The sequence below is a fragment of the Streptococcus macacae NCTC 11558 genome (assembly GCF_000187995.2).
Classification (GTDB): domain Bacteria; phylum Bacillota; class Bacilli; order Lactobacillales; family Streptococcaceae; genus Streptococcus; species Streptococcus macacae.
Genome location: NZ_AEUW02000001.1, coordinates 1680429 through 1698288 on the forward strand (window position 1 = coordinate 1680429; position 17860 = coordinate 1698288).

12 protein-coding genes are annotated in these 17860 nt (G+C 40.4%); 8 read left to right on the plus strand and 4 right to left on the minus strand.

Annotated features, from left to right (window positions below):
• Positions 1 to 43: 43 nt before the first annotated feature.
• From STRMA_RS08130 to STRMA_RS08145, 4 genes are all read right to left on the minus strand, one after another.
• Positions 44 to 850, minus strand: a complete 807-nt coding sequence (locus STRMA_RS08130; protein ID WP_003078741.1) for an alpha/beta hydrolase — start codon at positions 848 to 850, stop codon at positions 44 to 46.
• A 301-nt stretch (positions 851 to 1151) separates the two neighbouring features.
• Positions 1152 to 2129, minus strand: coding sequence for a helix-turn-helix domain-containing protein (locus STRMA_RS08135; RefSeq protein ID WP_003081183.1), 978 nt, complete (start codon positions 2127 to 2129; stop codon positions 1152 to 1154).
• A 105-nt stretch (positions 2130 to 2234) separates the two neighbouring features.
• A complete protein-coding gene (locus STRMA_RS08140; RefSeq protein WP_003082428.1) occupies positions 2235 to 3053 on the minus strand; it encodes an oxidoreductase in 819 nt (272 codons plus the stop codon).
• Between the two features lie 286 nt (positions 3054 to 3339).
• Positions 3340 to 4887 carry an aldehyde dehydrogenase family protein gene (locus STRMA_RS08145; RefSeq protein ID WP_003080613.1) on the minus strand — a complete coding sequence of 516 codons (1548 nt, stop codon included), beginning with the start codon at positions 4885 to 4887 and terminating at the stop codon, positions 3340 to 3342.
• Positions 4888 to 5230: 343 nt separating this feature from the next.
• Here STRMA_RS08145 and STRMA_RS08150 point away from each other — a divergent pair, with 343 nt between their 5' ends.
• From STRMA_RS08150 to STRMA_RS08185, 8 genes are all read left to right on the plus strand, one after another.
• Positions 5231 to 9625, plus strand: a complete 4395-nt coding sequence (locus STRMA_RS08150; protein WP_003082368.1) for a PolC-type DNA polymerase III — start codon at positions 5231 to 5233, stop codon at positions 9623 to 9625.
• A 140-nt stretch (positions 9626 to 9765) separates the two neighbouring features.
• On the plus strand, positions 9766 to 10200 hold the full coding sequence (locus tag STRMA_RS08155; protein WP_003080002.1) for a MarR family winged helix-turn-helix transcriptional regulator: 435 nt from the start codon (positions 9766 to 9768) through the stop codon (positions 10198 to 10200).
• A gap of 82 nt (positions 10201 to 10282) precedes the next feature.
• Complete coding sequence (locus tag STRMA_RS08160; protein WP_003081079.1) at positions 10283 to 10837, plus strand: NADPH-dependent FMN reductase; 555 nt, start codon at positions 10283 to 10285, stop codon at positions 10835 to 10837.
• Positions 10838 to 11282: 445 nt separating this feature from the next.
• On the plus strand, positions 11283 to 12251 hold the full coding sequence (locus STRMA_RS08165) for a thiamine pyrophosphate-dependent dehydrogenase E1 component subunit alpha (protein ID WP_003078684.1): 969 nt from the start codon (positions 11283 to 11285) through the stop codon (positions 12249 to 12251).
• 150 nt (positions 12252 to 12401) lie between these two features.
• Complete coding sequence (locus STRMA_RS08170) at positions 12402 to 13397, plus strand: alpha-ketoacid dehydrogenase subunit beta (protein WP_003081584.1); 996 nt, start codon at positions 12402 to 12404, stop codon at positions 13395 to 13397.
• Between the two features lie 70 nt (positions 13398 to 13467).
• Entirely contained in the window at positions 13468 to 14865 is a 1398-nt protein-coding gene (locus tag STRMA_RS08175; protein ID WP_003079142.1) for a dihydrolipoamide acetyltransferase, read from the plus strand.
• 87 nt (positions 14866 to 14952) lie between these two features.
• Positions 14953 to 16695 carry a dihydrolipoyl dehydrogenase gene (gene lpdA / locus STRMA_RS08180; protein ID WP_003079848.1) on the plus strand — a complete coding sequence of 581 codons (1743 nt, stop codon included), beginning with the start codon at positions 14953 to 14955 and terminating at the stop codon, positions 16693 to 16695.
• Between the two features lie 80 nt (positions 16696 to 16775).
• Entirely contained in the window at positions 16776 to 17765 is a 990-nt protein-coding gene (locus tag STRMA_RS08185) for a lipoate--protein ligase (protein WP_003082204.1), read from the plus strand.
• Positions 17766 to 17860: the final 95 nt, after the last annotated feature.

Consider the following 17860-nt stretch of genomic DNA (forward strand, 5'->3'; position numbering starts at 1 on the left):
TTTGTTTATTAATTGATTTGCAGAAAGAAAACAGCTTTTCTTTTTAGAGATGTTTTCCGAAGAATTCAGCCATTTTCTCAACACTTTGGGTCACATAGGGCTCTAAGTCATACATGTCAAAGTGATTAGCTCCTTCCACGAGGAAGAGTTCCTTATCGTCACGGTTCAAAGCGTCAAAGGTTTCTTGGCTTTCCCAGAGGGTAAGGGCTTTGCTGCCAGCGATAAAGAGCACAGGCTGTGTGATCAGGTCGGTCAGGTTAAAGGCTGAGAAACCAAGGATTCGGTCAAAGTTGACCAGAGGTACTTGGTTGGTTGATCGTGGGTGGCCTGCACGCGGTGTACGGTAGTAAAGGTGACCTTGCTTGGCTTCCTCGGTCATATCATCACGAAGTTCATTTGCTACCCAAGTGCTGTAGGTGATTTCTGCTCCATTTGCTTCTGCTGTCCGAACTTGGGCAATGGTCTCTAAGAGGGGGAATGCTGTATCAGCTAAGGACTGATCCCCTGTCCAGCCACGACGGAAGATCAAGCCGATATCTGCTCCGCTAATGGTTGCCAGAGCTTTGATCCGTTTGTCCGTAGCAGCTGCCTTAAAGGAGTAGCCACCGCTGGCACAAATCCCAAGGACGCCAATACGATCATTGTCTACATAAGGCAGAGTGGTCAGATAATCAACTGTCGTCCGGAAGTCTTCCACCCGACTGTCTGGATCTTCCATATGATGAGGTTCGCCGTCGCTCTCGCCTTGGTAGCTGGCATCAAAAGCAATGGTGACATAACCATACTTAGCCAAACGTTCTGCGTGGAGGCCTGCTGTTTGTTCTTTGACTCCACCTGCAGGATGTCCCACGATAATGGCTGGTTAAACCTTGTTTTCATTAAAGTTTTCCGGCAGGAAAAGGTTGGCAGCGATTTTCAGACCAGTCGCATTTGGATAAAATACTGTCTTCATTCGTTTTCTCCTTAATATGTCTAGGCAATTTATTTTATAAGCCTAGTTTAAATTTTAAGTTGCACTATGTCAATTATTTTGTTTCAGGACTATAAGAATAATCGAAAAATATAAAAACCAGTCCCGCCGATAGAGGAGAGGCTGGTTTTTATAGCTATAACTATACAAGAATTTTCAGTCAGAATAAACGCAGTTATTCTTATCTCTTTGAAAGTTTTTGACGATACTGGCTGATAGTCTGGCCTGTCCATTTCTTAAAAGCTCGGGAAAAAGAGGAAACCTCGGCATAGCCGATCAGATAAGCCACTTCGTCTGTAGAGAGATCAGGTTTTTTGAGATAATGAAGAGCTAGGATTTTCTGGACATTTTGCAGCTCTTGGTTAAACTTGGTGCCCTCACTGCTGAGGTTGCGCTGCAGGGTCCGGCTGCTGATCCCCAGCATCTGAGCGATGTCTTCAATGGAAAATTCCCCACTTGGAATGGCTTGATAGAGCTTTTGCTGGACGATACCAGTGAAGCTATCGCCAGTTATATTTTCTGCCAGACGTTCCTTAAGCTGGGGCTCTAGGTAGTCCAGCATGATATTGTTAGCCGTGAGGAAGGGCAAGTCCAAATCTGCTTTGGTAAAGATTAGTTCATTGCCTTCCATGAGCTCAATATGGCAAGCAAAGGCAGCCTGCACTTCTGGACCATACTGGTAAGGAGTGCCTAGCCTGACTGGCTTAATATCCTGCCCAGTCCCTGTACGAATCATGTCCAGGAGCAGGTGCTGTTCATTAAGCACAGCAAAGCGAGGGAGGTCTAATCCTGCGTGATCGTAGCGAAAGCTCACGCGCACTAAATCATCAAACTCAGTCATCTCTACAATGACAGGACCGATGATTTTCTTATACTTAGCAAAATGCTCTATAGCTAGTAAGCCATTTTGAGACGATAAAGCTGCAAAGAAAGGCGGCATAAACATCTGGATATTTTGGAGCTGACTCATGGCCAGGATCTGCTCATCTGTCAAAACAGTATCAAAAGCCTGTAATAAATGATAATAATTTAGAGTTGACAGCTTCATCTCTTCCTTCCAGCTGCTATCAGGTAATTGAGCTTTTTCGAGGACTGTTTGAAAATCGACACCAATACTGCTTAAAAACTGAAGATATTGAGGGCTCATACTTAATTTCATAAGATTCTCCTTTATTTTTGAGGGAGATAGGGTTTTGTATCAATTGCTTTTACCAATGATTTGGAAAAAATGGCCAAATGGCTATCTTTACCTATTCTATTTAAATTAGCGCATTTGGCGTAACATAAGGGCGTCGTAAACACGATCGCCAAAGAGACGGCGAAGGCCTACCAAGAAGTGAGAACCTTGGCCGACCAAGTAGCGGGTCTTGGGACGGCGGGCATTGATAATTTTCAAAACGGTGTTTGAAATAACCTTTGGATCAGAACCTTTCATCGGTGGGTTTTCCATGGCTTTGATATAAGCATTGACCACTGTCTTGTAGGGTCCATTTTGTGATTCAAAAGAAAAGTTATCACGCACCCCTTGAGTAAAGCCTGTATTGATCATACCTGGCTCAAGGACAACAACCTTGATGTTAAATTCTTTAAGCTCAATTCGCAAACAGTCACTGAAACCTTCAATAGCATGTTTAGTCGCATGGTACCAAGCCCCAAGTGGGGTGTAGATTTTTCCGCCCATTGAGGAAGTATTGAGGATCAAGCCCTCACGTTTTTCCCGCATATAAGGAAGAACAGCCTTGGTCAGGCGTGCTACGCCGTAGACATTGACTTCAAACTGCTGCTGCACTTTTTCCATAGACAGATCTTCCACTGGTCCATAGAGCCCGTAGCCGGCATTGTTCCAGAGAACATCGATGCGACCCTGCTCCTTGATGACCTTAGCAACCACTGCCTCAATATCTGCTTCATTGGTCACATCCATCTTCATGACATGGCCGCCTATTTGCTCTAAATCTTTCATCTTATCTACGCTGCGAGCTACACAGTAAACGATATGTCCGGCTTTGATAAGATCTTGGGCCGATAGTTTTCCCATGCCAGATGATGCACCTGTGACTAAAATAACTTTTTTGTTTGACATTTTCTATACCTCTATATTTGATTGATAAGTCTATTATAACGGAATATTATGAATAAGACCATAATATTTTACGACAGAGTGATAGCAGTTTATGACACTTAAAAGATTTTGATTAAAAAAGAAACGGCAGGAATTGTAAAAAACCACCGTCTCTTTTCTTATCTCCTTATACTTGATAGCTAAGTGTCCAAACTTATCAGTTTACAGCAGCAGGGATCGCTCATTAGATAGTTTTATCTTTCCCCTCATTTCTAAGAGCACTGCTGTTGAACTGTTGATCCTATCTTTATCCCATATTTCCAATTGAGAAGTTGACAATCTGCTGATTCATAGCATCAGTTGCTTGACGGTCATTATACAAGAAACCTGTTGCGGCAAATTGATCGACTAAGATTGATTTTTCGACATTTTCAAAGTTAAGTGCATTGCCGAAGTTACCAAAGCCTGAAACGAATGTATCTTGGCTTTCTTTACATCCGCCCCATGTCAAGTAAGCATTAAACCAAACCATTGGAGGGGTCGTATTGACAGTGATCCCTCCGTAGTTGAGCTCACTCAAAGCTGCTTGAAAGCTTACTTCGTGATTGGCCTTAGTTTCATCATCTATTAAGATCATGCATCCAAGAGTACCCAGTAATTCTTCGTTGGCAAAAGCTGTCGCTGCTGGCAAGAAAGCTTCTGCAGTTGCAGGGACATCCAAAGCTACTTCACCCATAATCTGACAGAAGGCCTCATGCTTTACCCCATAAGCGTCTTTATCCATATCTGGAATGAAGATGAAATCTGAATGTGGATATTGGTCGTCTTCTGCTGTGATGATTTCTGCTTGTGGATGGTTGTTCAGGAAAGCTTCACGCACCTCTGCGCTCTTTGGATAGTAAGTGCCAACAGCAAAGGTATTAGCAGCTGCTGCACGAATAGCCTCTAAAAATTCCTCACGCTGTTCCCACTGTTTTGACGTGATAAAGGTCTGTGGACGACCGCAGGCTGCTCCGCCATTTCCTTTGGAAATAGATACGATCAGTTCAGCTTGATTTTTGATTTCTTCTGCTGTCCATTTACGGTCACCAGGAACAATAATTGCTGGGTTGTTGCCGCCGCATTCTGAGATGAGAGGCGTATCGGTTGAAGCCATAATATTTTTGGCAACAGCAGTTGAACCAGTGAAGTAGATGGCATCAAGACCTTCTAGCTGAATTAAATCGCGGCTGTATTCTACGCCTGCAAAAGAGAGAGCTTGGCGCTCTACCAGCGGTGCAAAGATTTTCTCCCAAACCTTGTCTGTTTCTTCATTTAAGCGATGGGCTTTGTGGATGACTGTTTTATTGTCAAAGAAAATAGCCTTAATCGTTTCAATAGATGAACTGTAGTTTCCAGCACCAGAAACTGCAATCACGCCAGCCGGTTTGTCCAGTGGACTGACTTGTTTGGGTTTACCATCTACACGCAAGTAACCATGCTGGCTGGCTGCTGCGTATTTGTCTGTTGGTGTGATAGGAAAGACTTCGATCTCATAAGTTCCATCTCCTAAATCACGGATTGCTGCAGGTTCCGGCATTTTTCCTGTTTCTGCCAAAGTTTGGTAGATAAAGCTGCTCGCATTGATGACGTTGGCCACTGCTACAAGAGTTTGCAGCATTCCGTCTGTTTGCGTATAAAGATTAGCTCCGACCAGATTATTTTTCATCTTCATCTCTTTTTGTCCAAGCTCTTCGCCATAGAGGCGCATGTTGGCCTTAATGGCTTCCAAAATTTCTAAACGCTCTGCAATAGAAACCTGTGTCCAAGCTTCTGGTTTCAGTTGATTAAAAGCTTCTTGTGCTGTTAATATCATATTGAATTCCTCATTTCTAGTAACTGAAAACTGCACACACTCAAGTGAAATCCTCAGTCATTATTTTTTTGACAAGTTAGATTATAGTTCTTCTTAAGTCTGTTTTGAATGATAGTTGACGCCGTATTTTTATCAATTTACGCCAAAAGCAGCCGGAATAATTGTTGCAAAATGAGCTAATTTTTCAAAGGAACAAGCAGACTCTTTTCAGTTTACGCGGCTTCGGCACTAAAGATAGTTCGCTAAATAACGCTATACTTGAAAGAATATTCTTTTTCTGACTTTTAATCGTCATTCCTTTTGAATTGTGATAAAATAGTGTTAGTAATTGCGAGGATTGGATATGTCAGAGTTATTTCGAAAATTAATGGATCAAATTGAAATGCCACTTGAAATGAAGTCTTCAAGTGCTTTTTCTTCTGCTGATATTGTGGAGGTGAAGGTTTATCCTGAGAGCCGTATTTGGGACTTTTACTTTTCTTTTGAGACCATCTTACCCATTGAACTTTATCAAGAATTATTTTGGAGATTGACCTCTAGTTTTCAAAAAGCTGATATTAAAGCTGTTTTTTCTATTGAAACAAGGACTGCTATTTTTTCTGATGAGCTTTTACAGGCCTATTATAAAGAGGCTTTTAATCTTCCGCTTTGTAATGGCGCTAGTTTTAAGAGCTCTTTTTCACATTTACCGGTTTATCATCGAGATGAAAAGGTTTTTATTTCGGCTCCGCATTTTGTAAATAATGATCATTTCCGTAAAAATTATATGCCTAAACTGGCAGAACAGTTTGAGGCATTTGGATTTGGGAAACTCGATTTCGATATTGTGACTGATCAGGAAATGACGGAAACATTAAAAAATAATTTCGCTGCCTCTCGTGATCAGCAAATTCAAAAGGCTAGTCAAAAAGCTTTAGAAGCCCAAAAGTCTTTAGAGTCTTCTATGCCGCCTGCAGAAGAAAGCAGCAAGCCATCGTTTCATTTTAAGGAGAAGATCAAAGAGAGACAGGCTGCTTTTGAAAAAGCTGAGATCACTCCTATGGCTGCTGTTGAATCTGAAGAAAACCGTATAACTTTTGAAGGTCTTGTTTTTGACCTTGAACGTCGGACAACACGCACGGGCCGTCATATTATTAATTTTAAAATGACAGACTATACTTCCAGCTTTCCTATGCAGAAATGGGTTAAAGATGATGAAGAGCTAAAAAAATATGATTTGATTACTAAAGGATCGTGGCTGCGCGTGAGGGGAAATATTGAGAACAATCCTTTTACCAAATCATTGACAATGACTGTTCAAAATGTCAAATCGATTGTCCATCATGAACGCAAAGATTTAATGCCTGATAGTGAGAAGCGTGTTGAATTTCATGCCCATACTAATATGTCAACAATGGATGCCCTGCCAACAGTTGAAGAGCTAGTGGCTAAAGCTGCACAGTTTGGGCATCCAGCTGTAGCCATTACAGATCATGGGAATGTTCAAAGTTTTCCCCATGGTTATCATGCTGGCCGCAAACATGGCATTAAAGTTCTTTTTGGTTTAGAAGCTAACCTAGTCGAAGATCGTGTACCGATTGTTTATAATGCGGCTGATTTAGAGATGGATGAAGCTACTTATGTCGTATTTGACGTGGAAACGACAGGACTTTCAGCAGTCAATAATGATTTGATTCAGATTGCGGCTTCTAAGATGTATAAGGGGAACATTATTGAGCAGTTTGATGAGTTTATTGATCCTGGCTACCCCTTAAGTCAATTTACAACAGAGTTAACGGGTATAACAGATCAGCATGTCAAAGGTTCAAAACCCTTGCTCCAAGTTTTGCAGGAATTTCAAGCATTTTGCCGCAATACGGTGCTTGTTGCCCATAATGCTACCTTTGATGTTGGCTTTATGAATGCCAATTATGAGCGAAATGGTCTGGCTAAAATTACGCAGCCGGTTATTGATACCTTGGAATTTGCCCGTAATCTTTATCCCGAATATAAGCGGCATGGTTTAGGACCATTGACTAAAAGGTTCCAAGTTTCGCTAGAACATCACCATATGGCCAATTATGATGCTGAAGCTACCGGCCGTCTCCTTTTTATTTTCTTAAAAGAGGCTAAGGAAAAGCGCGGGGTGACAAATCTTTTAGATTTAAATACAGATATTGTGGATGATAACTCTTATAAGAAAGCACGTGTTAAGCATGTTACGATTTACGTCCGCAATCAGCAGGGACTGAAAAATCTTTTCAAGTTAGTTAGTTTATCAAATGTCCGTTATTTTGAAGGTGTTGCCAGAATTCCAAGGACAGTTCTGGATCAATACCGTGACGGCCTGTTATTAGGAACGGCTTGTTCAGACGGTGAGGTTTTTGATGCTGTTTTATCCAATGGTATAGAAGCTGCCGTTGAAGTTGCAAAATACTATGATTTTATTGAGGTAATGCCGCCAGCATTATATGAGCCGCTTATCGCACGTGAACTGATCAAGGATCAAAAAGGGGTTCAAAAGGTCATTAAAGATCTGATAGAAGTCGGCCGGCGTCTGGATAAACCTGTCTTAGCTACTGGTGATGTTCATTATTTAGAACCAGAAGAGGAAATCTATCGTGAGATTATTGTGAGGAGTTTAGGTCAAGCTGCTATGATCAATCGTCCTCTTGGGAGAGGTGAAAATGCACAGCCAGCCCCGCTTCCTAAGGCTCATTTTAGGACCAGCAATGAAATGCTGGATGATTTTGCTTTTTTAGGTGATGAATTGGCAAAAGAAATTGTTATTCAAAACCCTAATCTTATGTTAGAGCGTTTTGAAGATGTGGAAGTTGTCAAGGAAGATCTCTATACTCCCTTTATTGAGAATTCTGAGGAACAGGTTGCTGAGATGACTTATAAAAAAGCATTTGAAATTTATGGTGATCCTTTACCAGATATCATTGACCTTCGTATTGAAAAGGAATTAACCTCTATACTAGGTAATGGTTTTGCGGTGATCTACCTAGCTTCGCAAATGTTGGTTAACCGGTCAAATGAGCGGGGCTATCTAGTAGGTTCCCGTGGGTCTGTTGGGTCTAGTTTTGTAGCGACCATGATTGGTATTACAGAGGTTAATCCTATGCCGCCTCATTATGTTTGTCCTAACTGTCAGCATTCAGAATTTATTACAGATGGTTCTGTTGGTTCAGGTTATGATTTACCCGATAAAATCTGTCCAAAATGCGGTAGGGACTATCAAAAAAATGGACAGGATATTCCTTTTGAAACCTTTTTAGGTTTTGATGGGGATAAAGTGCCTGATATTGATTTGAATTTCTCAGGTGATGATCAGCCTAGTGCTCACTTGGATGTTAGAGATATTTTTGGAGAACAGTATGCCTTTCGTGCTGGTACAGTGGGTACAGTTGCTGATAGAACAGCTTATGGATTTGTTAAGGGTTATGAACGAGATTATGGCAAGTTTTACCGAGATGCAGAAGTAGATCGCCTAGCTCAGGGAGCTGCTGGTGTTAAACGAACAACTGGTCAGCATCCAGGAGGTATTGTTGTTATCCCTAATTATATGGATGTTTATGACTTTACACCCGTTCAGTATCCGGCAGATGATTTATCCGCTGAATGGCAGACGACCCACTTTAACTTCCACGATATTGATGAGAATGTCCTTAAATTGGATGTACTTGGTCATGATGATCCCACTATGATTCGAAAGTTACAGGATCTATCAGGGATTGACCCAAAAAACATACCGGTTGATGACAGCGAAGTGATGAAACTTTTCTCAGGGACAGACGTTTTAGGCGTTACAGAAGAGCAGATAGGTGCTTCTACTGGTATGCTGGGTATTCCTGAGTTTGGAACCAATTTTGTCCGTGGAATGGTTGAAGAAACGCACCCTACTACTTTTGCCGAATTATTGCAGCTGTCAGGTCTGTCCCATGGGACAGATGTTTGGCTGGGGAATGCGCAAGATTTAATTAAACAAGGAATAGCTACCCTCTCGACTGTCATTGGCTGCCGTGATGATATTATGGTTTACCTCATGCATGCTGGTCTGGATCCTAAGATGGCTTTCACGATTATGGAGCGTGTGCGTAAAGGAGCTTGGCTGAAAATTTCTGAAGAAGAACGAAATGGTTATATACAAGCGATGCGGGATAATAAGGTTCCCGATTGGTATATTGAGTCTTGCGGGAAGATTAAATATATGTTTCCTAAGGCTCATGCTGCTGCCTATGTTTTAATGGCTTTGCGTGTTGCTTACTTCAAAGTGCATTATCCTATTTATTACTATTGTGCTTATTTTTCGATTCGAGCTAAGGCCTTCGAACTTAAGACAATGAGTGCTGGTTTAAACGCTGTAAAAGCACGGATGGAAGATATTAAACAAAAGCGCAAAAATAATGAGGCTAGCAATGTTGAAGTTGATCTTTTTACAACTTTAGAGCTTGTTAATGAAATGCTGGAGCGCGGTTATACATTTGGTCAGCTGGATCTCTATCGCAGCGATGCTGTTGAATTTTTAATTGATGGAGATACTTTAATTCCTCCTTTTATTGCTTTAGAAGGGCTGGGGGAAAATGTAGCCAAACAATTGGTTAAAGCACGCAGTGAAGGAGAGTTTCTTTCGAAGACAGAATTGCGCAAGCGCGGCGGGCTGTCTTCTACCTTAGTTGAAAAAATGAGTGAAATGGGTATTTTAGGAAATATGCCAGAGGATAATCAGCTGTCATTATTTGATGATATTTTTTAAAGTATAGATAAAAGATGAGACAATAAGTAATTTATTATAAAAAAGTTATTTTTGTCTCATTTTTTTAATAAATTTTTTTCTTGCATTTACCACTAATTAGTATTAAAATGAAAAGAGGTAATGGTCATAGGGGGTATTGTATGGGTAGTTTAGACGAGAATCCTGCAGTTAAAGCTATGGTTGTTTTCCGTAAAGCTATGCGAACGATTGATGCTCATGTTGCTTCCAGTTATAAAAATAACGGTCTAACGCAGACTCAGTTTTCTGTTTTAGATGTTTTATATGCAAAAGGAGAGATGACAATCAGCTGTTTAATATCTTCAATATTAGCAACGTCGGGCAATATGACAGTTGTTATTAGAAATATGGAGCGAAATGGTTGGATCTATCGAACTCCGAATCCAGATGACAGGCGTGCGTCTGTTGTCGGTTTAACTGAGATTGGTAAACAATTGATTCAGAAAGCTTTACCTGAACATATCGCTTTGGTAGAAGAGTCTTTTTCTGTTATGACAGAAGAAGAACAATTGACTCTTATTAACTTGTTAAAAAAATTTAAACCGAAACAAAGATAAGACACTTGACAAAAATGAGTTAATCCACTTTTTACTATCAGTTAGTGTTACGTTATTAAATAAAATAATTTAAGGAGACATCATGTCAAAAAGAATTCTATTTATTATTGGATTTTTTAGTGAAGGATCATTTAATCGTCAATTAGCAAAGAAAGCAGAGAAACTCTTAGCTGATAAAGCAACTGTTTCTTATCTTGATTACACTCGTCTGCCATTCTTTAATCAAGATTTAGAAATGCCAGTGCATTCAGAAGTAGCACATACGCGTGAAGAAATTCAAGAAGCAGATGCTATTTGGCTATTCTCGCCAGTTTATAATTACGCTATTCCAGGAGTTGTAAAAAATCTCCTGGATTGGCTATCACGCTCCCTTGATTTATCTGATCCAAGAGGGCCTTCTGTTCTTCAAGATAAGCTTATAACAGTTTCTTCTGTAGCCAATGGAACTTCACCAGAAGAAGTTTTTAAAGATTACCGAGATCTCCTGCCTTTTATTCGTATGAATGTGGTGGACCACTTTACCGGTGTTCCTATCAATCCAGAAGCTTGGGGAACAGGTATACTTAAAGTTTCGGATGATAAATTAGCAGAATTGTCTGCTCAAGCAGATGCTCTTTTAGCTGCTGTTGAGAAATAAAAGCAGCTCATCTAAGAAAGCGGGACTAAATCAGGAGGTATAGGATTGATTTTTCCTTACCTTCTTATTTTTAGGCTGGACTAAAATGGTTACTCTTACCCTTGTAACGATTGATTCGAGTGAGCTTTATCGCTTGAGGGCAGTCATCCATCAGCACCAAAGTATCTAAAGATGAAAGACAAGGTCAAACTGGTCTAGTCAGTCTGGTTTTCAACTGCTGCATCAACAGTTTGTTCTAATGTATTTTAAAAGAGGCTGGAAATTAAAACCCAACCCCTTTTTATTTATCTTATTTTAGCTTTTTTTTGTCCTATAAAAAGTTTGTGAAAAAAATAATTTTTATTTAAAAAATCCTTTATTATAAATAAATAAAGCGGTTAAAAAATTTGCACTTTGTGAAATTTTGGGCTATCATATAAAGAGATAAGATTATTTGGAGGATGTTATGGTAACCTTAGCTAAAGAAGATTACTTGGATATGTTTTTAAAAATGCAGCGTATCCGCGATATAGATATGAAATTAAACAAACTTGTACGCCGTGGCTTTGTACAGGGGATGACTCATTTTTCAGTAGGTGAGGAAGCGGCTTCTGTTGGGGCAATCGCAGGTTTGACAGATCAGGATATCATTTTTTCCAATCACAGAGGTCATGGTCAAACTGTCGCAAAAGGGATTAACATTCCAGCCATGTTTGCTGAATTAGCCGGAAAAGCCACAGGTTCTTCAAAGGGACGCGGTGGTTCTATGCACTTAGCTAATCTTGAAAAGGGCAATTATGGTACTAATGGTATTGTTGGAGGCGGCTATGCTTTGGCAGTTGGGGCTGCTTTGACACAGCAATATCATAATACGGGTAATATTGTTGTTGCTTTTTCAGGAGATTCGGCAACTAATGAAGGATCTTTTCATGAATCGGTCAATTTAGCAGCGGTTTGGAACTTACCTGTTATTTTCTTTATTATTAATAATCGTTATGGAATTTCTACAGATATTTCTTATTCAACCAAGATTCCTCATCTCTATACTCGATCAGATGCTTATGGGATTCCTGGGTATTATGTAGAAGACGGGAATGATGTCATTGCTGTTTATGACAAAATGCAGGAAGTCATTGACCATGTTCGTTCAGGAAATGGCCCCGCCCTTATTGAAGTTGAATCTTATCGTTGGTTTGGACATTCTACTGCTGATGCGGGAGTTTATCGAAGCAAGGAGGAAGTCGATAGCTGGAAAGCTAAAGATCCTCTCAAGAAATACCGTACTTATTTAACTGAGAATAACCTGGCAAGCAATGAAGAACTTGATGCTATTGAGAAAGAAGTGGCAGAGGAAATTGAGGATGCAGTGAAATTTGCCCAAGACAGTCCTGATCCAGACCTGTCTGTGGCCTTTGAGGATGTTTGGGTAGATTAATTAATAAGGTAAAAAATTCTAATTAGTTTACGTGAAATGTCATCATGGCATGCTTCTTCTGAGGTGATTAGATTTATATCACAGGCAAGAGCTAAAGAAAAGCTAGTCGCCTTTGAGCTTTCACGACCAAATAAAAACTAGGAGAGAGAGATGTCAGAAACAAAAGTAGTAGCCTTACGGGAAGCGATTAACCTTGCTATGAGCGAGGAAATGCGTAAGGACGATAACATTATTTTAATGGGGGAAGATGTTGGTATTTACGGCGGTGACTTCGGAACTTCTGTGGGTATGCTGGCCGAATTTGGCGAAAAACGGGTCAAAGATACCCCTATTTCAGAGGCAGCGATTGCTGGATCGGCTGTTGGCGCTGCTCAAACTGGGCTTCGTCCCATTGTAGATTTAACCTTTATGGATTTTGTGACCATTGCTATGGATGCTATTGTAAACCAAGGTGCTAAAGCTAACTATATGTTTGGCGGCGGCCTTAAAACGCCAGTAACTTTCCGTGTGGCGTCTGGATCAGGAATTGGTTCAGCAGCACAGCACTCACAATCGCTAGAGGCTTGGCTGACTCATATTCCGGGGATCAAGGTGGTGGCACCTGGTACGGTTAATGATGCTAAGGGATTGCTAAAATCATCTATTCGTGATAACAACATGGTTATTTTTATGGAGCCAAAGGCTCTTTATGGTAAAAAAGAAGAGGTCAATTTAGATCCAGATTTTTACATCCCGCTTGGAAAAGGCGACATTAAGCGTGAGGGAACGGATATCACTATTGTGTCTTATGGCCGCATGTTAGAACGTGTTCTCAAAGCTGCTGAAGAAGTGGCAGCAGAAGGGATCAGCGTGGAAGTGGTTGATCCGCGGACACTTATTCCGCTGGATAAGGAATTAATTATCAATTCTGTTAAAAAGACTGGCAAGCTTATCTTAGTTAATGATGCTTATAAAACAGGCGGTTTTATTGGAGAGATAGCAACAGTCATCACAGAAAGCGAAGCCTTTGATTATTTGGATGCCCCAATTATCCGTCTGGCTTCAGAAGATGTACCAGTTCCTTACTCTCATGTTCTTGAAAATGCTATTTTACCAAATGTTGAAAAAATAAAAGCGGCTATCTATAAGCAGGTCAATAAGGGCTAATAAAAAGTGAGGACTAATGAGATAGTTCTGTCACTGCATGTTATATCAAATAGTAAGGAAAGGAAATGGAATGGCTATAGAAATTATCATGCCTAAACTCGGTGTGGATATGCAGGAAGGTGAAATCATCGAGTGGAAAAAACAAGAAGGCGATGAGGTTAAAGAAGGCGACATTCTCCTTGAAATTATGTCTGATAAGACAAATATGGAAGTTGAAGCAGAAGAATCAGGCCTTCTTTTAAAAATTGTTCATGGAAATGGTGAGCTTGTTCCTGTTACAGAGGTTATTGGCTATTTAGGCCAAGCAGGTGAATCTGTTGAAACAGCAGCTCCTAAAGCCTCACTTGAGGCTGTTTCTTTAAACAGCAATGAAATGCAAGAAGTTTCTGCTTCAGCAGCCCAACCATCACAAGGAGCTGTTCCAGTACAAGACTTAGAAGGAAAAGTTCGGGCAACACCTGCAGCACGCCAAGCAGCGCGTGATTTAAAGATTGAATTGGAACAGGTCTCTGGGACAGGTGCAAGGGGGCGCATCCATAAAGAAGATGTGGAAACATACTCTAGAAACAATACTGTTCATCTGTCTCCTTTAGCTCAAAAGATGGCTAGGGATTTAGAAATCGATACTGCAGCGATTAAGGGGACTGGTTTTCGCGGTAAAGTTATGAAAGAGGACATCCTTGCGGTACTAGAAACAGAACGATCAGCCCAAAATAAAGATCCAGAAAACACTCCAGATCAAGCTAAAACTTCTGAGTCACCAAAAGGAGTGGAAGTTATCCAAATGAGTGCTATGCGCAAAGCGATTGCTAAAGGAATGGTAAATTCTTACTTTACGGCACCTACCTTTACACTTAACTATGATGTGGATATGACAGAACTAATAGCTCTTCGTAAAAAGTTAATGGATCCGATTATGGAAAAAACGGGTTTGAAAGTAACCTTCACAGATTTGATTGGGCTGGCTGTGGTTAAAACACTGATGAAACCCGAACATGAATACCTCAATGCCTCATTGATAAATGATGCTAAAGAGATTGAATTGCACCGTTTTGTTAATCTAGGTATTGCAGTGGGTCTTGATGAAGGGCTTATTGTCCCTGTTGTCCAAAGAGCAGATAAGATGAGCCTGTCTGACTTTGTTGCAGCCTCTAAAGATGTTATTAAAAAGGCACAGTCAGGGAAACTAAAGGCTGCTGAAATGTCAGGCTCCACCTTTTCCATAACTAATTTAGGTATGTTTGGAACAAAAACATTTAATCCTATTATCAATCAGCCTAATTCGGCTATCTTGGGAGTTGCCGCGACAGTTCAGACCCCAGTTGTTATTGACGGTGATATTCAAATTCGTCCCATCATGGCTCTTTGTTTGACTATTGATCATCGAATAGTTGATGGAATGAATGGTGCAAAATTCATGCTTGATTTGAAAAAATTGCTGGAAAATCCATTTGAATTGCTGATTTAACAGCCCAAAAAGTTCCTTTTTATACAGAGGAACTTCACATTCTATCTTGATATAAACTAAAGTTATAAATAAAAAAAGGAGAGACAAATGGCTGCAGAAGTAATTATGCCTAAGCTCGGTGTGGATATGCAGGAAGGTGAAATCATCGAGTGGAAAAAACAAGAGGGAGATGAGGTCAAAGAAGGCGATATTCTCTTAGAGATTATGTCTGATAAGACAAATATGGAAATTGAAGCCGAAGAGTCTGGTGTCCTGCTTAAAATTGTCAAAGGAAATGGAGAAGTTGTTCCTGTAACGCAAGTGATTGCTTATATTGGTGAGGCAGGTGAGGTTCTTGAAACAGATGATACGTCTGCTTTAGCTAAGGATCTTAAAAAGGCTGGTCTTGAAGTTCCTTTAGAAACAGCTAAAACAGAAGCTCCAGCAGCCCAAACAGCAGCTTTAGCTGCTGATGAGTATGATATCATTGTTGTTGGCGGCGGTCCTGCTGGCTACTATGCTGCTATTCGCGGTGCGCAGCTTGGCGGTAAGATTGCAATTGTTGAAAAGTCTGAATTTGGCGGGACCTGCTTGAATAAGGGCTGCATTCCAACTAAAACCTATCTTAAAAATGCAGAGATTTTAGACGGCCTTAAGATTGCGGCTGGTCGCGGTATTAATCTGGCTTCCACTAATTATACGATTGATATGGATAAGACAGTTGACTTTAAGAATACTGTTGTTAAAACATTGACAAGCGGGGTTCAGGGGCTTCTCAAGGCAAATAAGGTCAGCATTTTCAATGGTTTAGGACAAGTTAATCCTGATAAGACAGTAACTGTTGGTTCAGAAACGCTTAAAGGGCGTAATATTATTCTTGCCACCGGTTCAAAGGTATCTCGTATTAATATTCCAGGTATTGATTCACCTCTTGTTTTAACATCAGATGACATTCTTGATCTTCGTGAAATTCCAAAATCACTGGCTGTTATAGGTGGGGGAGTTGTTGGTATTGAACTGGGACTTGTTTATGCTTCTTATGGAACGGAAGTGACTGTTATTGAAATGGCAGATCGCATTATTCCGGCTATGGACAAAGAGGTATCGCTTGAGCTGCAGAAAATCCTTGTCAAAAAAGGTATAACGATTAAAACTTCTGTTGGCGTTTCAGAAATTATTGAACATCATGATCAATTGACACTGAAACTCAATGATGGTTCAGAAGTAGTTGCTCAAAAAGCGCTATTGTCAATTGGGCGTGTACCTCAGCTAAGGGGGCTTGAAAATCTTAATCTTGAAATGGATGGTAACCGTATCAAAGTAAATGATTATCAAGAGACTTCTATCCCAGGTATCTACGCTCCAGGCGACGTTAACGGAACAAAAATGCTGGCGCATGCAGCCTACCGTATGGGAGAAGTGGCTGCTGAAAATGCTATTTGGGGCAATGTCCGCAAAGCTAATTTGAAATATACGCCGGCTGCCGTTTATACCCATCCAGAAGTTGCTATGTGTGGTTTGACAGAAGAGCAGGCACGTAAGCAGTATGGCAATGTACTTGTCGGTAAAAATAGTTTCAGTGGCAATGGCCGGGCTATTGCCTCAAATGAAGCACAAGGGTTCGTTAAAGTTATCGCAGATACAAAGTATCATGAGATTTTAGGAGTTCATATCATTGGTCCCTCTGCAGCTGAGATCATAAATGAAGCTTCAACCATCATGGAGAATGAATTAACCGTTGATGAATTGCTTCGTTCTATTCATGGGCATCCTACTTTCTCAGAAGTTATGTATGAAGCCTTTGCAGATGTTCTCGGTGAGGCTATCCATAACCCGCCAAAACACCGTTAATACGGATAAAATCCTATTTGATAGGATAGATTAAAGAGCGATTTTAAGCTATCCTCGTTTTTAGACTAAGTGGAGAGAAAATGAAATATATTATCAGTCATTCCAATGATCCAGCTTTTAATATTGCCCAAGAAGCTTATGCTTTTAGAGAAATGCTTGATGAAGAGGACATTTTTATCTTATGGATCAATGAGCCAACAATTGTTATTGGCAAACATCAAAATGCTATTGAGGAAATTAATAAAGAGTATACGGATAGTCACGGTATCCATGTTGTCCGCCGTTTGTCAGGCGGCGGTGCCGTTTATCATGATCTCAATAATCTGAACTATACTATCATTTCTAACAAGGCAGACGAAGGAGCTTTTGATTTTAAAACCTTTTCAAAACCTGTTATTGATACCTTGGCGAAATTAGGAGTTAAGGCTGAGTTCACAGGCCGCAATGACCTTGAAATTGATGGCAAAAAATTCTGTGGTAATGCCCAAGCCTACTACAAAGGCCGAATGATGCACCATGGCTGCCTCATGTTTGATGTAGATACGTCTGTTTTAGCTGATGCTCTTAAGGTTAGTAAGGATAAGATTGAGTCTAAAGGAATCAAATCAGTTCGTGCGCGTGTGACTAATATTAATGAAGAATTACCCCAAAAAATGTCTGTTTTAGAATTTCGGGACGCTCTCTTAAAACAAGTGAAAGAAGAAAATCCAGACATGACTGAGTATGTCTTTTCAGAAGCTGAATTGGAGCGCATCAAGCAATTAGCCAAAGAACAGTTTGGCAATTGGGATTGGATTTATGGAACTGCTCCAGACTATACTGTTAAGCGCAGTGTCCGTTATCCTGCAGGTAAGATCACAACCTATGCTGATGTTGAAAAGTCAGTTATTAAATCCATTAAAATTTACGGTGATTTCTTTGGTATCGGTGATGTTTCAGACATTGAAGAACTGCTAATTGGCTGCCGCTATGACTATAAGGATATTCTAGCAAGGCTTGACATCATTGACACCACTCATTATTTTACGCGTATGACAAGGCAGGAAGTTGCTAAAGCTATTGCAGCTTAGCGATTAAAGGTGAGAATGATAAGCAGTAGTAGCTATGGTGCTAAAGCACCTCAAGAACAATGCAGAGAGTAAGGCTAGGAATGAGAGATGGCATA